The sequence below is a fragment of the Pseudomonas sp. 21LCFQ02 genome (genome assembly GCF_024129895.2).
Taxonomy (GTDB): domain Bacteria; phylum Pseudomonadota; class Gammaproteobacteria; order Pseudomonadales; family Pseudomonadaceae; genus Aquipseudomonas.
The window spans coordinates 1,729,684-1,746,248 of sequence record NZ_CM178749.1; the positions used below are offsets into that span (position 1 = coordinate 1,729,684).

General features: G+C 61.3%; 15 protein-coding genes. 7 read left to right on the forward strand and 8 right to left on the reverse strand.

Going from position 1 to position 16,565, the window contains the following annotated elements; all coding sequences use genetic code 11:
- The first annotated feature begins 70 nt into the window (after positions 1-70).
- On the forward strand, positions 71-1,891 hold the full coding sequence (typA, locus tag NJC40_RS08050; RefSeq protein ID WP_253140250.1) for a translational GTPase TypA: 1,821 nt from the start codon (positions 71-73) through the stop codon (positions 1,889-1,891).
- Between the two features lie 318 nt (positions 1,892-2,209).
- On the opposite strand, the gene NJC40_RS08055 is transcribed toward typA, so the two are convergent.
- The 3 genes from NJC40_RS08055 to NJC40_RS08065 form a co-directional block, all read right to left on the reverse strand.
- The gene (locus NJC40_RS08055; protein ID WP_045486333.1) at positions 2,210-2,665 is read right to left on the reverse strand and encodes a YkgJ family cysteine cluster protein; all 456 of its coding nucleotides are present in this window, start codon (positions 2,663-2,665) and stop codon (positions 2,210-2,212) included.
- Between the two features lie 126 nt (positions 2,666-2,791).
- A complete protein-coding gene (locus tag NJC40_RS08060; protein WP_253140251.1) occupies positions 2,792-4,171 on the reverse strand; it encodes a GTPase/DUF3482 domain-containing protein in 1,380 nt (459 codons plus the stop codon).
- Entirely contained in the window at positions 4,164-5,543 is a 1,380-nt protein-coding gene (locus NJC40_RS08065) for a DUF2868 domain-containing protein (protein WP_253140252.1), read from the reverse strand. The genes NJC40_RS08060 and NJC40_RS08065 overlap by 8 nt, the downstream gene beginning before the upstream one ends.
- Before the next feature lie 86 nt (positions 5,544-5,629).
- Here NJC40_RS08065 and NJC40_RS08070 point away from each other — a divergent pair, with 86 nt between their 5' ends.
- Positions 5,630-6,148, forward strand: a complete 519-nt coding sequence (locus tag NJC40_RS08070; RefSeq protein WP_253140253.1) for a dihydrofolate reductase — start codon at positions 5,630-5,632, stop codon at positions 6,146-6,148.
- 154 nt (positions 6,149-6,302) lie between these two features.
- Positions 6,303-7,370 carry an HAD family hydrolase gene (locus NJC40_RS08075; protein ID WP_045486345.1) on the forward strand — a complete coding sequence of 356 codons (1,068 nt, stop codon included), beginning with the start codon at positions 6,303-6,305 and terminating at the stop codon, positions 7,368-7,370.
- Between the two features lie 159 nt (positions 7,371-7,529).
- Here the strand turns inward: NJC40_RS08075 and ilvD are convergent, their stop codons facing one another.
- Complete coding sequence (ilvD, locus tag NJC40_RS08080; RefSeq protein WP_045486348.1) at positions 7,530-9,371, reverse strand: dihydroxy-acid dehydratase; 1,842 nt, start codon at positions 9,369-9,371, stop codon at positions 7,530-7,532.
- Between the two features lie 509 nt (positions 9,372-9,880).
- Between ilvD and NJC40_RS08085 the strand changes: the two genes are divergently transcribed.
- Positions 9,881-10,336 carry a hypothetical protein gene (locus NJC40_RS08085; RefSeq protein ID WP_253140254.1) on the forward strand — a complete coding sequence of 152 codons (456 nt, stop codon included), beginning with the start codon at positions 9,881-9,883 and terminating at the stop codon, positions 10,334-10,336.
- A gap of 14 nt (positions 10,337-10,350) precedes the next feature.
- On the opposite strand, the gene NJC40_RS08090 is transcribed toward NJC40_RS08085, so the two are convergent.
- Positions 10,351-11,547: a class I SAM-dependent rRNA methyltransferase gene (locus NJC40_RS08090; RefSeq protein WP_045486352.1), complete on the reverse strand. Its 1,197-nt coding sequence runs from the start codon at positions 11,545-11,547 to the stop codon at positions 10,351-10,353.
- A 79-nt stretch (positions 11,548-11,626) separates the two neighbouring features.
- Complete coding sequence (locus NJC40_RS08095) at positions 11,627-12,163, reverse strand: type 1 glutamine amidotransferase domain-containing protein (protein ID WP_045486355.1); 537 nt, start codon at positions 12,161-12,163, stop codon at positions 11,627-11,629.
- A 260-nt stretch (positions 12,164-12,423) separates the two neighbouring features.
- On the opposite strand from NJC40_RS08095, the gene NJC40_RS08100 reads away from it, so the two are divergent.
- From NJC40_RS08100 to NJC40_RS08110, 3 genes are all read left to right on the forward strand, one after another.
- Complete coding sequence (locus tag NJC40_RS08100; RefSeq protein WP_162484349.1) at positions 12,424-13,236, forward strand: HDOD domain-containing protein; 813 nt, start codon at positions 12,424-12,426, stop codon at positions 13,234-13,236.
- Complete coding sequence (mutM, locus tag NJC40_RS08105) at positions 13,236-14,048, forward strand: bifunctional DNA-formamidopyrimidine glycosylase/DNA-(apurinic or apyrimidinic site) lyase (protein ID WP_045486357.1); 813 nt, start codon at positions 13,236-13,238, stop codon at positions 14,046-14,048. Before NJC40_RS08100 ends, mutM begins: the two co-directional genes overlap by 1 nt.
- A 109-nt stretch (positions 14,049-14,157) precedes the next feature.
- Positions 14,158-14,499, forward strand: a complete 342-nt coding sequence (locus NJC40_RS08110) for a hypothetical protein (protein WP_045486360.1) — start codon at positions 14,158-14,160, stop codon at positions 14,497-14,499.
- A gap of 90 nt (positions 14,500-14,589) precedes the next feature.
- Here NJC40_RS08110 and ggt read toward each other — a convergent pair whose 3' ends face one another.
- Positions 14,590-16,242, reverse strand: coding sequence for a gamma-glutamyltransferase (ggt, locus tag NJC40_RS08115; RefSeq protein WP_253140334.1), 1,653 nt, complete (start codon positions 16,240-16,242; stop codon positions 14,590-14,592).
- Between the two features lie 69 nt (positions 16,243-16,311).
- Positions 16,312-16,563 (reverse strand): YfhL family 4Fe-4S dicluster ferredoxin, encoded by a 252-nt coding sequence (locus tag NJC40_RS08120; RefSeq protein WP_045486363.1) that lies wholly within the window; start codon positions 16,561-16,563, stop codon positions 16,312-16,314.
- Positions 16,564-16,565: the final 2 nt, after the last annotated feature.

The window sequence follows — 16,565 nt, forward strand, 5'->3', positions numbered from 1 at the left end:
CGTCTAACGCTTCAAACGCTAATCGCTGCTCCAGTGGCAGCAAACCGAATCCTCTGATCGAGATACACAAGTGATCGAAAATCTACGTAACATCGCCATCATCGCGCACGTTGACCACGGTAAAACCACCCTGGTAGACAAACTGCTGCGTCAGTCCGGCACTCTGGAGCGCAATGAGCTCAACGACGAGCGCGTGATGGACTCCAACGACCAGGAAAAAGAGCGCGGCATTACCATCCTGGCGAAGAACACCGCCATTCGCTGGAACGACTACCGCATCAACATCGTCGACACCCCGGGCCACGCCGACTTCGGTGGCGAAGTAGAGCGCGTGATGTCGATGGTTGACTCGGTACTGCTGCTGGTCGACGCCCAGGACGGCCCTATGCCGCAAACCCGCTTCGTGACCAAGAAGGCGTTCGAAGCCGGTCTGAAGCCAATCGTGGTGATCAACAAGGTTGACCGTCCGGGCGCGCGTCCTGACTGGGTTCTGGACCAGATCTTCGACCTGTTCGACAACCTGGGCGCCACCGAAGACCAGCTGGACTTCCAGGTCGTCTACGCCTCGGCCCTGAACGGCATCGCCGGTCTGGACCACACCGCCATGGGCGAAGACATGACCGCGTTGTACCAGGCCATCGTCGACCACGTCCCGGCGCCAAGCGTTGACGTTGACGGTCCGTTCCAGATGCAAATCTCGGCACTGGACTACAACAGCTTCCTGGGCATCATCGGTGTGGGCCGTATCGCCCGTGGCCGCGTCAAGCCAAACACTCCGGTTGTCGCTATCGACACCGAAGGCAAGAAGCGTAACGGCCGTATCCTCAAGCTGATGGGTCACCACGGTCTGCACCGTGTAGACGTCGAAGAAGCCACCGCGGGCGACATCGTCTGCATCAGCGGCTTCGAAGAGCTGTTCATCTCCGACACCCTGTGCGACCTGAACAACGTCGAGGCCATGAAGCCGCTGACCGTTGACGAGCCAACCGTTTCGATGACCTTCCAGGTCAACGACTCGCCGTTCTGCGGTAAAGAAGGCAAGTTCGTCACCAGCCGTAACATCAAAGAGCGTCTGGACAAAGAGCTGCTGTACAACGTTGCCCTGCGCGTTGAAGAAGGCGACTCGGCTGACAAGTTCAAGGTTTCCGGCCGTGGTGAGCTGCACCTGTCGGTGCTGATCGAAACCATGCGTCGCGAAGGCTTCGAAATGGCCGTAGGCCGTCCGGAAGTTATCATCCGTGAAGTCGACGGCGTGAAGCAGGAACCGTTCGAAAACGTCACCATCGACATCCCTGAAGAATCCCAGGGCAAGGTGATGGAAGAGATGGGTCTGCGTAAGGGCGACCTGACCAACATGGTGCCGGATGGTAAAGGCCGTGTGCGTCTGGAATACAACGTCCCGGCGCGTGGTCTGATCGGTTTCCGTAACCAGTTCCTGACCCTGACCAACGGTGCAGGCATCCTGACCTCGATCTTCGATCGTTACGACACCATGAAGCCAGGCCAGATGTCCGGCCGCCTGAACGGCGTACTGGTTTCGGTCGAAACCGGCAAGGCACTGACCTACTCGTTGGAAACCCTGCAGGCTCGCGGCAAGCTGTTCATCGAGCACGGCCAGGACATCTACAACGGTCAGATCATCGGTCTGAACAGCCGTGACAACGACCTGGGCGTTAACCCGACCAAAGGCAAGAAGCTCGACAACATGCGTGCTTCGGGCAAGGACGAAGTCATCGCCCTGGTTCCGCCGGTTCGCCACACGCTGGAACAGGCTCTGGAATTCATCCAGGACGACGAGCTGTGCGAAGTGACGCCGAAGTCGATCCGTCTGCGCAAGAAGATCCTCGACGAAGGCGAGCGTACCCGCGCTGCCAAGAAAGCCAAGAACTGAGTAATCGGTTAACCGGCTGAAAACAAAAAGCCCCCGGTCGCAAGACCGGGGGCTTTTTGTTTGCTTTGTGAAAGTTCGCCCGGCAAACCCTGAACTCTGGAGCCGCTTTAGCCACGAAGTATTGCGGCTAAAGCCAATACTGTTCACTCAAGCACTGTATGCCCCGGTGGGAGCAACCTTGGTCGCGAAGAGGCCAGTAAAAACACTACATCTGTTGTGGATGTGCCGCCGTCTTCGCGACCAAGGTCGCTCCTACAGTAGCTGGCGGCGCTTGAGTGAACGGGATTGCGGCTGACGCGGATTGCTGGGTCGGTTTGCTTAGAAGTCCAGCGAAAACCGTGTTGGCGGCTGAGGCGCCGTGCTGCGTGGCTGTTTCTCGGCAGGCTTGGGCTTGTAGGCGCAATAACCGGGGCGCGGGCCGACTTTCGGATGGTTGCGGCAGGTGTCCGGACGCTTGTCGTAGATCGTGCACAACCGGCTCTTGCGATCCAGATACAGGCAATCGTTATTGCTCATGCGCTGTATCGTGAAAATCCCCGATTTCTGGTTGAAGCGCTCGATGATGCCTTCCTTGAGCAGGCGCTTGGCAATGTTCTTCGGCGGCTCGCCCTGTTCGAAGGCATCCACCACACCGATGCGGATCAGGTCCTTGATCTTCACTTCCACCGGCAGCGTGCAGCAACTGGACATGCAGCCTCCGCACATGTGGCTCGAATATTTGGCCCAGGTCTCCAGGCGGTCGATTTCAGCGGCGGCAATCAGGGTGGGTTTCATTGTATTTTCTGGTGGTGGTCATCACGGGCGCGCGATGATACCGGGCTGCCAGCCTTTGCGGTAGGAGCGCGTTTGCTCGCGAGCTGCTTGGCGACGAGAGGTGAGATAGCTTCGTCGCTGAAGCAGCTACACCGCCAGCAGCAGTTGCGCCAGTTCTTCGCGGGTATCCTGCCGCTCTGCCTGATTCAGCTTCGCGTGGGGGTTCAGTGCTGACCATTGCGGGTGTGCCCGCGCCTTGCGCAGCGGGGCGGGCAGTTTGCCTTCGCGCCATTGCGTGTCTTGCGGGGCGCTGAGTTCAATGCTTTGCATCGCTGCATGACCCCGGCTGCCGAGTGCTTGCAGCAGTTGCCGTTGTCGCAAGGCCAGCAGGCGCAGCACGGCATCGTCCACGGTCAGCTCGCGTTGGCCCTTGAGTTTGCCGAGCAGGCGATTGCCGTAACTGCGAGCAGTCAGCAGCGCGCCCCCGGCAATGGCGCCTGCCAGCGCCGCAGCACCCAGCGTGATGCCGCCGACCAGCAAATCTACACCGGCCCCGGCGGCGGCACCGGCCGCGACGCCGCCGCCGACTCGCACGCCCAGCAGGCGCAGGGTTTCCGGGTTGAACAGATCGTCACCCCAGCGGCCGTCGAGCAACGGCAGATCGGCGGCTGAAGCATCCTGAGGGCGGAACGCATAGAGCTTGAGCAAGGCTTCGACGCATTGCTGTTCGCGTTGCCGGATGGCCTGGTGCAAGGCTTCGATGGCCTCTCGCTCCGGATCGGCACTGGCCTGGACGCTGCGTCGGCAGGCAGCGCAGTCAATCAACAGCTCGGCAATCAGTAATGCGGCACTGTGACGGCGGGCAACGCGCTGCGTCTCGATATCGTCAATCAGCCGCTCAAGGCGCGGTCGCGCGGTTTCCAGCAATAACGCCAGGCTCTCGTACAGGCGCCGCTCACCGTCTTCTGGTGGGGCAACGCTGTCGAAGCGTACCAGCGCATGCAGGCCCAATCGCGATAACGCTTCGCGCCAGTCGCCTTCACGGGCTTGCGCGCTGCTGACGAAATTGAGCACCGGTAACAAGGGTTTGCCGCAACTGGCCAGTACCGCCAACTCGTCACGGTACTTGGCCAGTACCGGTTCGCGGGCATCAATCACGTACAAGCCGGCATCGCAGCTCAATAACTGGCGCAACACCTTGGCTTCCTGCTCGAAGCGCTGGCGGGCTTCGCTACCATCGAGAAAACGCGCCAGACGTGCCGGGCCATCGAGACGTTCGCCGCTGGCCAGTCGCTCCAGATAGTCGAGCAGGTCGATGGCATCTTCCAGGCCGGGCGTGTCGTACAGCTCCAGCAGCGGCTTGCCGTCTACCGAAAGCCGGGCACCTTCCACGTGCCGGGTGGTGCTGGGCCGATGCGAGACTTCACCGAAGCTGACATCGCGAGTCAGGGTACGTAACAGCGAGGTCTTGCCAACATTGGTGTGGCCGACCACAGCCAGTTTCAATACATGAGTGGTTTCAGTCATGGCCGGACTCCAGCCAGGTCATGGCGGGTTGCTCAGTGTAAGGCAGTTGCAGCGCATTCAGCGCCTCGTGCCAGTCGCCAAGCCGCTCGGGATCAAGGCTTTGCCCTGCGGGTGCCGGCAGCAGCCACAGGCGGGTTTGGCCGGCATTGCGCGCCAGCTCGGCGAGCAGCGCCAGGCTGCCGCGATCCGGTGAGCGGCGTGGATCACAGGCAATCAGCAAGCGTGCCGGTGGCGTACCGGTCAGTTGCTCCAGCAGGCGATGGCGGGATTCGCGGCTGTCGAGAATGCCTGCGTCGAGTACGTGCGGTGCGTGCCGGGGCGGCCAGTCGTGCTGGTTGTCCAGTTCGAGGGCGACCAGCACCGCGCCGTCGCTACTGAGTGCAGCACTAGGTGTGCCCACCTCATGCAGCCGCTCGGGGGCTGCATCGTTGATGCCGAGCCGCTCGCTGCTCGGCATCAGTCGCTCGCGCAGCGGTTGCCAAGCCGGATCGTCGAGGTTCAGGGCCAGTGCGTCACGACCGCGCCGCCAGCGCCACAGGCACAGCAGGGTCAACAGCAGACGTGGCAGGATGCCGTAGATCAGCAACACCCCGATCAGCCAGGCCGCCCAGGTTTGCCTGGCCTGTTCCAGCCCGTTGATGCTGTTGCCACTGGCGCGGATGGTCTCGGCATCCGGTACGCTGAAGCCGAGCAGGGCTGGCAGGCGGCCCAGCGCCTGGGTGAGGCTGACGAAGGTGTCGCTGCCCAGAATGGTGGTTTCCCAGACAAACCCGTAACGCCGGGTGGCGAGCATTGCCAGCAGAGTGATCAACGCACTCAACAGCGCCACCAGCCACAGCGCATTGCTTAACAAACCCAGCACCCAGCGCTCCAGGCGCTGGCGTTGCAGCATCACCAGCAAGGCGGGCGCCAGTTGCACGGCTTGCGCATCGCGGGCCAGCCGGTTGCTCAGCCACAGCCACAATTGGCCCAGGCCGGCGCCGGTATGCCGGCTCAGTAGCATGCCCAGCGCCCAGCCCAGCAACAGCAGCAGGTTGAGCCCCAGCAAGCTGCCCAGTGCCCGGAACACGTTGATCGAGCCGGGTGTATCCCCGAGCGCGGCGAACGCCAGCCCGGCGCCGCTGATGACCGCGACCAGCAGCAACGCCAGTAATGCCAGGCGGGCGCCCTGCTTCCAGCGCCGCAATGCAGCCGTCATGCCGTCGCGTTCAGCCAGCCACAGGGCGCGCTGTTGAATACGGGCCTGCAGGTCGCCACCGGCGCTGCGCGCCTGGCGGTTGGCCTGCTGGTCATCAAGCAGGCCGGCCTGGGCTTCGCGCAGGCGTACGGCTTCAGTCAGCCAGAGGGTGTCTAGAGGAGTCGGGGCAGTCACACAACATCTCTTGAAAGATTACAGATAGCGAGCATAACCGCTGGGAGAGCTATTGAGGGCTAACAGTTCCCTGTATTCTTGGGCGCATGAAAAAGCATCTTCCTCTCAGCCTGATCGCCGCCATGGCCGAAAACCGGGTGATCGGCATCGACAACTCCATGCCCTGGCATCTGCCGGGGGACTTTAAATACTTCAAGGCCACGACCCTGGGCAAGCCAGTCATCATGGGGCGCAAGACCTGGGATTCGCTGGGGCGACCCTTGCCTGGCCGGTTGAACCTGGTGGTCAGCCGCCAGCGCGACCTGCACCTCGATGGTGCCGAGGTGTTCAGCTCGCTGGAGGCCGCAGTGGAGCGTGCCGAGCAATGGGCGCAAGAGCAGGGCGTAACCGAGGTGATGCTCATCGGCGGCCAGCAGTTATATGCGCAGGGCTTGCCCCACGCAGACCGTCTGTACCTGACTCGCATTGAACTCAGCATTGAGGGCGATGCCTGGTTCCCTGAGTTCGACACCGCACAATGGCAGGTGGTGTCGACCCAGCCCAATGCGGCAGAGGGCGACAAGCCGGCTTACCACTTCGATGTCTGGGAACGCCGGGGCGCCTAAGTCATCTTTGTGTCATAAAAGTGTCGCTTTCGTGGTCGGTTGTCGCGCATGGCAAAGAGTCTGGCGTGATCGGAATCGAAGCGGTCGCAGCGATGCGCTAGCTGCAATGCAATTTTGTTACGGTCGGCCTCATCTACCACGAAGGGGCACCACGATGAACTTTGCACCACGACTGTTAGCGGCCGCACTTTGCATGGGGTTGGGCCTGGGGCTAAGCCTGCAGGCATCGGCCACGGAACTCAAACACTGGCCAGAACCCGCCGCCAAGGCGCTGGACGCGATGATTGCGGCCAACGCCAACAAAGGCAATTACGCGGTGTTCGACATGGACAACACCAGCTATCGCTTCGACCTCGAAGAGTCACTGCTGCCGTACATGGAAAGCAAAGGCCTGATCACCCGTGACAAGCTCGACCCCTCGCTGAAACTCATCCCCTTCAAAGACACCGCCGAACATAAAGAAAGCCTGTTCAGTTACTACTACCGCCTGTGCGAACTGGACGATATGGTCTGCTACCCGTGGGTGGCCCAGGTGTTCTCAGGCTTTACCCTCAAGGAACTCAAAGGCTACGTCGATGAGCTGATGGCCCTCGACAAGCCGATCCCGGCCACTTACTACGATGGCGACACGGTCAAGACCCTTGAAGTCCAGCGGCCGAAAATCTTTACCGGGCAGACCGAGCTGTACAACAAGCTGATGGAGAACGGCATCGAGGTCTATGTGATGACCGCCGCTTCCGAAGAACTGGTGCGCATGGTCGCCTCCGATCCGAAGTACGGCTACAACGTCAAACCGGAAAACGTCATCGGCGTGACCATGATGCTCAAGGATCGCAAAACCCAGCAACTGACCACCGCGCGCAAACAGATCACCGACAAGCAATATGACCCCAAAGCCAACCTGGATCTGGAATTGACCCCCTACCTGTGGACCCCGGCCACCTGGATGGCGGGCAAACAGGCGGCGATCCTGACCTATATCGACCAGTGGAAAAAACCGGTACTGGTGGCTGGCGATACACCGACCAGCGACGGCTACATGCTGTTTCACGGGGTAGACGTCAACAAGGGCGGCGTACACCTGTGGATCAACCGCAAGGACAAGTACATGACCCAGCTTAACGGCATGATCAAGGCCAATGCCGAAGCTCAGGCCAAAGAAGGGCTGCCGGTAACGGCGGACAAGAACTGGGTGATCGTCAAGCCGGAGGAGATTCAGTAAAAGATTACCCGCTGCCTCGGCGCCGCGCTGCCGCACAGCAAACACGGAGCCTCGTAGGAGCCGCTTTAGCGGCGAAGATTTCGCGGCTGAAGCCGCTCCTACCCTCGGCAGCATAAAAAAACCGGCGCAATGCGCCGGTTTTTTATTTACCGCATCAACTCAGAGACCGTCGAGCAGCGCCTTGTTACGCACCGCACCCTTGTCGGCGCTGGTGGCCAGCAGGGCGTAGGCTTTCAGGGCGGTGGTCACCTTGCGTGGGCGGACTTCGACCGGCTTCCAGCCTTTCTTGTCTTGCTCGACGCGGCGGGCAGCCAGTTCTTCGTCGCTGACCAGCAGGTTGATCGAGCGGTTGGGGATGTCGATCAGGACCTTGTCGCCGTCACGCACCAGGCCGATGGCACCGCCGGATGCTGCTTCAGGCGAAGCGTGGCCGATCGACAGGCCCGAAGTACCGCCCGAGAAGCGGCCGTCGGTGAGCAGGGCGCAGGCTTTGCCCAGACCCTTGGATTTCAGGTAGGAGGTCGGGTAGAGCATTTCTTGCATGCCCGGGCCGCCTTTCGGACCTTCGTAGCGAATGATCACGATATCGCCGGCTTTCACTTCGTCAGCGAGGATGCCGCGCACCGCGCTGTCCTGGCTTTCGAAGATCTTGGCGTTGCCTTCGAAGACATGGATCGACTCGTCCACGCCGGCGGTTTTCACCACGCAGCCGTCCAGGGCGATGTTGCCGTACAGCACGGCCAGGCCGCCTTCTTTGGAGTAGGCGTGCTCGAAGCTGCGGATGCAGCCGTTCTCACGGTCGTCGTCCAGGCTTTCCCAGCGGGTCGACTGGCTGAACGCGGTCTGGGTCGGGATGCCGGCCGGGCCTGCCTTGAAGAAATGATGCACCGCTTCATCGGTGGTCTGGGTGATGTCCCACTTGGCGATGGCTTCTTCCATCGAGCGGCTGTGCACCGTCGGCAGGTCGGTGTGCAGCAGGCCGCCACGGGCCAGCGAACCGAGGATGCTGAAGATGCCGCCGGCGCGGTGCACGTCTTCCATGTGGTACTTCTGGATGTTCGGTGCCACCTTGCACAGCTGCGGCACCACGCGCGACAGGCGATCAATGTCGCGCAGGTCGAAGGCGATCTCGGCTTCCTGAGCCGCTGCCAGCAGGTGCAGGATGGTGTTGGTCGAACCGCCCATGGCGATGTCGAGCATCATCGCGTTCTCGAACGCCTTGAAGTTGGCGATGTTGCGCGGCAATACCGACTCGTCGTTCTCGCCGTAGTAGCGCTTGCACAGCTCGACGATGGTGCGCCCGGCCTGCAGGAACAGCTGCTCGCGGTCGCTGTGGGTCGCCAGGGTCGAACCGTTGCCCGGCAGGGCCAGGCCCAGGGCTTCGGTCAGGCAGTTCATCGAGTTGGCGGTGAACATGCCGGAGCACGAACCGCAGGTCGGACAGGCGCTGCGCTCGTACTCGGCGACTTTTTCGTCACTGGCGGTCGAGTCGGCGGCGATGACCATGGCATCGACCAGGTCCAGACCGTGGCTGGCCAGTTTGGTCTTGCCGGCTTCCATCGGACCGCCGGAAACGAAGATCACCGGGATGTTCAGGCGCAGGGCGGCCATCAGCATGCCGGGGGTGATCTTGTCGCAGTTGGAAATGCACACGATGGCATCGGCGCAGTGCGCGTTGACCATGTACTCGACGGCGTCGGCGATGATCTCGCGGCTCGGCAGCGAGTACAGCATGCCGTCGTGGCCCATGGCGATTCCGTCGTCCACGGCGATGGTGTTGAACTCTTTGGCCACGCCACCGGCGCGTTCGATTTCACGGGCGACCAGTTGGCCCAGGTCCTTGAGGTGCACATGGCCCGGTACGAACTGGGTGAAGGAGTTGGCGATGGCGATGATCGGCTTTTTGAAGTCGTCATCTTTCATGCCGGTGGCACGCCACAGGGCACGGGCACCGGCCATGTTACGGCCATGGGTGGAAGTCTTGGAACGATAATCAGGCATTGGGGGACTCCGGCAAATCAGGCTAATCAGTCGGACACCTCTAAAAACGGCCTGCGTTGTCATTGCTGCGTTGAAACCGGACTCGGAATGCTCATGTGCTTCAGCACACTGCGCTTCCTTGCCTGTTTCGCCTTGCGCTGACTGCCTCGCCTACGTTTTCAGAGGTGCCCATCAAGGGGAGTGAGCTTCTAGTGATCCACATGCAAGACGGCATTGATCGCATGCAGGGAAATAACCGAAAGCTACGGGATCACCGTGCACTCGGCCTGAGCTCATAAACCCGCCGGGGGATGACTGGCGATGAATAGCGCCGATTCTACACCGCTCGGGCGTGCTTGGCATGGCGTCTGATCGTCGTGCGGTAAATCATCCTGCGACAAAGCAGTTTTGTTTGTAGGGATTTTCTGAAGTTGCTGTCGAGGGTTTTTCCCTCGTTTATCGTCCCGATAGGATGCCCGCACTGAATGGATCTCGCTGGCGTCGGTCGGCTCAAGTGATGAGGTGAAGAGGTGGGCAGCAAGTTTGTCGCTGTGGTGGGGCTCAAGGTGACGTGTGGCGAATGTCAGAAGCAATTTGTACCTGGCTATAAACAGCAAATCAGGATTTTTGCTCTGGAGCCTATTGCGTGTCCTTCCTGCTGTGCTGAGCAGGTTGCCACTGAAGCGCAGTGCGATGCGATTCGTGCACTGGGAAATCTGATAAGTTCTTTCAGGCTTGTCTTGGCCATTATGGGCATTCTTGGTGGGGGCTTCTTCGCCATGGTGCTTTATCGCCTTTCTACGGACGATCCCATACCGGATGGCGTGGTGATGCTAGGGTTTGTCATTGCGTTGGGTGTTCAGCTGGCTGTCGGTGCGTCCTTCAGGAAAGCTACGGAGGGTTTGAGCATGGACCTGCAGGGCGTAGCGGCTATGGAGTCAAGCGGGGAGAATGCCCCGGATCCTGAAAAAGACCCGGGTAACTGAAGCTGCGTTGTGTATCAGCTGTTAGGCAGCAACCGGCAGGTGATGCTCTTGATGTAGCGCGTCTCGTGAATCGCCGGGTGCACCGGATGGTCCGGGCCCTGGCCGCCGCGCTCAAGGATTTGCATGTTGCGATCCAGATGGCGGGCGCTGGTCAGCAGGATGTTGTGCAGGTCATCTTCAGGCAGGTGCATCGAGCACGAGGCGCTGACCAGGATGCCGTCCTTGCTGAGCAGGCGCATGGCCTGTTCATTCAGGCGACGGTAGGCGCCTTCGCCGTTCTTCAGGTCTTTCTTGCGCTTGATGAAGGCTGGCGGGTCGGCGACGATCACGTCGAAACGCTCTTCGGCGGCCTTGAGTTCTTTCAAGGCTTCGAACACGTCACCTTCGATGCAGGTGACCTTTTCCGCGAAGCCGTTCAGCGCCGCGTTACGCTCTACGCCGTCCAGGGCAAAGGCCGAGGCGTCGACGCAGAATACTTCGCTGGCGCCGAACGCACCGGCCTGGATGCCCCAGCCACCGATGTAGCTGTACAGGTCCAGTACGCGCTTGCCTTTGACGTAGGGTGCCAGGCGCGCGCGGTTCATGCGGTGGTCGTAGAACCAGCCGGTCTTCTGGCCGTCAAGCACCGGTGCTTCGAACTTCACGCCGTTTTCTTCCAGCGCGACCCAGTCAGGTACGGCGCCGTAGACGGTTTCGACGTAGCGGTTCAGCCCTTCGGCGTCGCGGGCGCTGGAATCGTTCTTGAACAGAATGCCGCTGGGCTTGAGCACCTGGACCAGCGCGGCGATCACGTCGTCCTTGTGCTGTTCCATGGTGGCGGAGGCCAGTTGCACGACCAGAATGTGATCGAAGCGGTCTACCACCAGGCCTGGCAGCAAGTCTGAGTCGCCGTAGACCAGACGGTAGAAGGGTTTGTCGAACAGCCGTTCACGCAGCGACAGGGCAACGTTGAGGCGGTGCACCAGCAGCGACTTGTCCAGCGGCAGCTTGATGTCGCGCGACAACAGGCGGGCGCAGATCAGGTTGTTCGGGCTCATGGCCACGATGCCCAGCGGTTTGCCGCTGGCGGCTTCCAGGACGGCCTGGTCACCTGCCGAAAACCTGTTCAGGGGCGTGGCGGCAACGTCGATCTCGTTGCTGTAGACCCACAGGTGACCGGCCCGCAGGCGGCGGTCGGCGTTGGCTTTGAGGCGCAGGCTGGGCAGAGACATCACGTCGCTCCGGAAAAAAGAGCGGGATTATAGCGCGTCACCCCGGTTACCGGCCGGGATGACGTGAATTAATCGACGATCAGGACAAGGCTTTGAGCAACGCCTCGTTGAAGGCCGGGATGTCATTGGGGTCGCGGCTGCTGATCAGGTTGCCGTCGATGACCACCGGTTCATCGACCCAGTCGGCACCGGCATTGTCCAGGTCATCCTTGAGTGTCTTGTAGCTGGTCAGCTTCTTGCCGCGCACCAGGTCAGCGCTGATCAGCAGCCAGCTACCGTGGCAGATCACGGCCAATGGCCTGTTCTGGCCGTTGATCAGGCGTACGATGTGCTGAGCGTCGGGGTCAATGCGGATGGTATCGGAGTTCTGTACTCCGCCCGGCAACACGACGGCGTCGTAGTTTTGTTCGGCGGCCTGTTTGAAGGTGCGGTCGACCTTGAAATCATCGGCCGGCTGGTCATGGTTCCAGCCTTTGACCTGGCCTGACTGGCTGGACAGAATCTCGGTGGCCGCGCCAGCGGCTTCCAGAGCCTGTTGCGGGCCGGTCAGCTCGACCTGTTCGAAACCATCGGTTACCAAAAATGCGACGCGTTTACCCTGCAGGGATGTGGACATGAGGCTCTCCTGAATCGGTGTGCAGACTTGGGGCAGGCCTTGTCAGGCGGGCGGTCGAGGCCGCTCGCTGGCTGCCGGTGTCTTTAGTTCCGAAGCATGGCTGGCGGCAAAGTTCAGAATAAATCACCCGTTTTGGTGATGGACCGTTATTGATTAAGGGGGCAAAATCCGATCATGGCCTCGAGTACGTACCTATGCCCCAAGAGCTGACCCCCGAACTGACCCCCGAGCAGATTCAGCAAGCCCTGCAAGGTATCAGCGTGCCTGCGCAGCCGCAGATCCTTGTCGATTTGCAGATGGAGCAGTACATGCCCGATCCTGATCTGGGCACCATCGCCAAACTGATTTCCCAAGACCCGGGGCTTTCCGGGGCTTTGCTTAAAATCGTCAATTCGGCGCATTTCGGGCTGACCAACAAAATTGCGTCCATCGACCGTGCGGTCAACCTGCTCGGCAGTCGTACGGTGATCAACCTCATCAACGCCCAGTCGATCAAGGGCGAGATGAGCGACGAGACCATCGTGACCCTCAACCGCTTCTGGGACACAGCCCAGGACGTGGCGATGACCAGCCTGACCCTGTCCAAGCGCATCGGCTCGCAGACGGTCGACGAGTCCTATGCCCTGGGGCTGTTTCACGATTGCGGCGTGCCGCTGATGCTCAAGCGTTTCCCCGACTACATGCAAGTGCTGGAAAACGCCTACGCCAACGCCAACGAGAGCCACCGGGTGGTGGACACCGAAAACGCCGCGTTCGATACCAACCATGCGGTGGTCGGTTACTACACGGCCAGATCATGGCGGTTGCCCGAACACCTGTGTGCGGCCATCGCCAACCACCACAATGCCCTGGCGATCTTCCAGGACGAATCGAGCCGCAATGCCCCGCTGAAAAACCTGCTGGGGCCGCTGAAGATGGCCGAGCACATCTGCCAGTCCTTCCAGGTGCTGGGCAATCAGGAGGCCGACCACGAGTGGGAAGTGGTCGGCCCGCTGGTCCTCGATTATGTCGGTTTGTCCGAATACGATTTCGAGTACCTCAAAGAAAGCATCCGCGAACTGAGCGGACACTGATGCCTGAATTGCCAGAGGTCGAAACCACCCGCCGCGGTATCGCGCCACATCTGCAAGGTCAGCGGGTCAGCCGGGTGATCGTGCGCGATCACCGCCTGCGCTGGCCGGTGCCGGAAGACCTGGATGTGCGGCTCTCGGGGCAACGCATTGTCGAGGTCGGGCGACGCGCCAAATACCTGTTGATCCAGGCCGAAGTCGGTACGCTGATCAGCCATCTGGGCATGTCCGGTAACCTGCGCCTGGTCGAGGCGGGTCTGCCGGCGCTCAAGCACGAACATGTGGATATCGAGCTGGAGTCGGGGCTGGCGCTGCGCTACACCGACCCAAGGCGCTTTGGCGCCATGCTCTGGAGCCAGGACCCGCATAATCACGAGTTGCTGGTGCGCCTGGGGCCGGAGCCGCTGACCGATCTGTTCGATGGCCTGCGCCTGTACGAGAAGTCGCGGGGCAAGTCCATCGCGGTCAAGCCGTTCATCATGGACAACGCGGTGGTGGTCGGGGTCGGCAATATCTACGCCACCGAGGCTTTGTTCGCTGCCGGTATCGACCCGCGCCGTGAGGCGGGCAGCATTTCCAGAGCGCGTTATGTAAAGCTGGCCGTCGAAATCAAGCGCATCCTGGCCTATGCCATCGAGCGTGGCGGCACCACCTTGCGTGATTTCATCGGTGGTGATGGCAAGCCCGGCTATTTCCAGCAGGAGCTGTTCGCCTATGGCCGGGGTGGGCTGCCGTGCAAGGTGTGCGGCAGTCTGTTGCGGGAAATCAAACTGGGTCAGCGCGCCACGGTCTTTTGTCCGAAGTGTCAGCGCTGAGCCTGATCTGTTACCGGCCGGAGATTTGTTGCATGACCTTGGGCCTTGCGTAACCGCAGTCGCTGTTTATAGTTAGGCGCATTGCACTTACCCAGCCCAAGGATCCAGCATGAGCCCGTTTCGCATTCTCGCTGCCACTCTGGCCTTGTCCATCGGTCTGCAGGCCATGCCGGCCATGGCCGCTTTTGATCGCCCGGATGCCAGTGGCGATCCGGTCTATGAAATCCAGAACCCGCCGGCTTTTGCCATGATCGGTGACCTGCTGATCGCCCGACCGCTACTGATTGCCGCCACCGTGGCCGGTGCCGGCCTGTTTGTCATCTCCCTGCCATTCACCGCCACCGGCGGCGGCATCGGTCGTGCAGGCAAGGCACTGGTGGTCGATCCGGGCAAGGCTGCCTTCGTGCGCTGTCTGGGCTGCACCGGAGATGGTTACAACAGGCAGGAATGACGTCTGTCGAAACCGGTAGGAGCGGCTTCAGCCGCGAAGGCGTCCCGGCTGCTCCACAAGGCCCGTCTTTGCTGCAAGACAGCGTGAAGATCAATCAAAGACCCTCGCAACTCCCACGCCACGTGGGTCACTGGCCGCCTCAACGCTGCGTTTTTGCTTGTCCCACAACAGCACCTGCTGGTTGCCGAAGGTGTCGGCGGTCTGCTTGAGGCTGTAGCCGCGGCTCTTTAGCTGTGCCTGGATCTGCGCGCTCAGCGCTCCCGGTTCGAATTCCACCACGTCCGGCAGATATTGGTGGTGATAGCGGGGCAGTGCTGGCCAGGCCGGGACTGGCTGGCCGTCCAGGTACTGCAGCATGGCCAGCAGTACCATGCTCGGAATACGGCTGCCACCCGGTGTGCCGAACGCAGTGAAGGCCTGGGGGCTTTCGATGAAGCTGGGGCTCATGCTCGACAATGGTCGCTTGCCCGCCGCAATCGAATTGGCCTGGCTGCCCGCCAGCCCGTAAGCATTACTGCCTTGCGGGTCGGCGGCAAAGTCATCCATCTCGTCGTTGAGCACCACACCGGTGCCGGGCACGCTAAAGGCTGCGCCGAATGGCAGATTGATCGACAGAGTCGCCGACACCGCATTGCCGGCGCGGTCGAGCACGGCGAAATGGGTGGTGTGATCGCCTTCGCGCCAGGCGGGCGAGGGCGGTAACTCGGCACTTGGGGTCGCACGCTGTGGATCGATGCTGGCGGCCAGGGTTTTCAGGTACTGACGGTCCAGCAACTGCGGGATCGGATTGCTGACGAAATCCGGGTCGCCCAACTGGCCACGGTCACGGTAGGCGCGGCGCAGCACCTCCAGCACGTAATGGATGCGCTGGCTGCCCTGGGCTTCACGCCATGGCAGGTGTTCAAGCATGGTCAGGCTCTGGGCCAGCGCCACGCCGCCGGCGGAGGGCGGCGGGGCGCTGATCAACTCGCGTTGTTGTGCCAGTGGCCAGCGCAGCGGCTGGCGAGTGGCGACCTGGTATTGCTGCAAGTCCTGATGGGTCCAGATACCGCCTGCAGCCTGGACACCGGCGATCAACTGGTGCGCGGTCTCACCGCCATAAAAACCTTCGCGGCCATCGCGGCCCAGGCGCTCCAGGGTCACGGCCAGTTCCGGTTGGCGGATCAGGGTGCCGATACTTGGGATATCACCGTTGTCGAGAAACAGCCGTGCGCTTTCCGGGTCGTCGCGCAAGGCTGACAGGCGCATGCGGGCGCGCTTCTGGTAGATGGGGTCTACTGCAAAACCGCTGTTGGCCAAGGCGATGGCCGGTGCCAATGAGGTCTTGAGCGGCAACTGGCCATAGTGCTCGGCCAGTTCCACCAGTGCAGCGGGCAAACCCGGAATCGCAGCGGCCAGTGCACCGTTGAGCGACAGCTGGGCCTGCACCTTGCCGTCGCGCTGATACAGATCGTAAGTGGCTTGGAGTGGTGCCTTTTCCCGTGCATCGATAAACCGATACTGCGGCTGATCACCCCCGTCGCGCAGCAGGAAGAAGCCGCCGCCGCCAAGACCGGAGCCATACGGCTCGACGACCGCCAGGGCGGCACTGACTGCCACGGCGGCATCGAAGGCATTGCCGCCTGCCGCCAGAATTCGCTGACCGGCCTCGGTCGCTTGGGCGTGAGGGCTGGCGATGGCCGCCTGGTCTGGCAGCGGCGCGGCCTGAGCCAGTGGCGCAAGCAGAACGCAGAACGCGAACAGAGCGCCGAACAGGCCGGAATGTCTTCGATCAGGATTCAACAACAGGCATTCCTTGCCAAGCAATGATGGTCAGGCTTTACCGGTGATGAGCCGGTATTTGGTCATCAGCTCGTCTTTACTTTCGACCCGGTTTTCATCCAGCGGGATGCAATCGACCGGGCAGACTTGCTGGCATTGCGGCTCGTCGTAGTGGCCCACGCACTCGGTGCACAGGTTGGGGTCGATCACGTAGATTTCTTCGCCCTGGGAAATCGCTTCGTTCGGGCACTCTGGTTCGCAGACGTCGCAGTTGATGCAATCGTCAGTGATGATAAGGGACATGA

What these genes read in the sequence shown, in the direction of transcription:
- NJC40_RS08090 (WP_045486352.1), bottom strand. Translation starts at nt 11,547, where the DNA reads ATGTCTCTGCCCAGCCTGCGCCTCAAAGCCAACGCCGACCGCCGCCTG.
- NJC40_RS08095 (WP_045486355.1), bottom strand. Translation starts at nt 12,163, where the DNA reads ATGTCCACATCCCTGCAGGGTAAACGCGTCGCATTTTTGGTAACCGAT.
- NJC40_RS08055 (WP_045486333.1), bottom strand. Translation starts at nt 2,665, where the DNA reads ATGAAACCCACCCTGATTGCCGCCGCTGAAATCGACCGCCTGGAGACC.
- NJC40_RS08110 (WP_045486360.1), top strand. Translation starts at nt 14,158, where the DNA reads ATGAGCCCGTTTCGCATTCTCGCTGCCACTCTGGCCTTGTCCATCGGT.
- NJC40_RS08070 (WP_253140253.1), top strand. Translation starts at nt 5,630, where the DNA reads ATGAAAAAGCATCTTCCTCTCAGCCTGATCGCCGCCATGGCCGAAAAC.
- NJC40_RS08075 (WP_045486345.1), top strand. Translation starts at nt 6,303, where the DNA reads ATGAACTTTGCACCACGACTGTTAGCGGCCGCACTTTGCATGGGGTTG.
- mutM (WP_045486357.1), top strand. Translation starts at nt 13,236, where the DNA reads ATGCCTGAATTGCCAGAGGTCGAAACCACCCGCCGCGGTATCGCGCCA.
- ilvD (WP_045486348.1), bottom strand. Translation starts at nt 9,371, where the DNA reads ATGCCTGATTATCGTTCCAAGACTTCCACCCATGGCCGTAACATGGCC.
- NJC40_RS08060 (WP_253140251.1), bottom strand. Translation starts at nt 4,171, where the DNA reads ATGACTGAAACCACTCATGTATTGAAACTGGCTGTGGTCGGCCACACC.
- NJC40_RS08120 (WP_045486363.1), bottom strand. Translation starts at nt 16,563, where the DNA reads ATGTCCCTTATCATCACTGACGATTGCATCAACTGCGACGTCTGCGAA.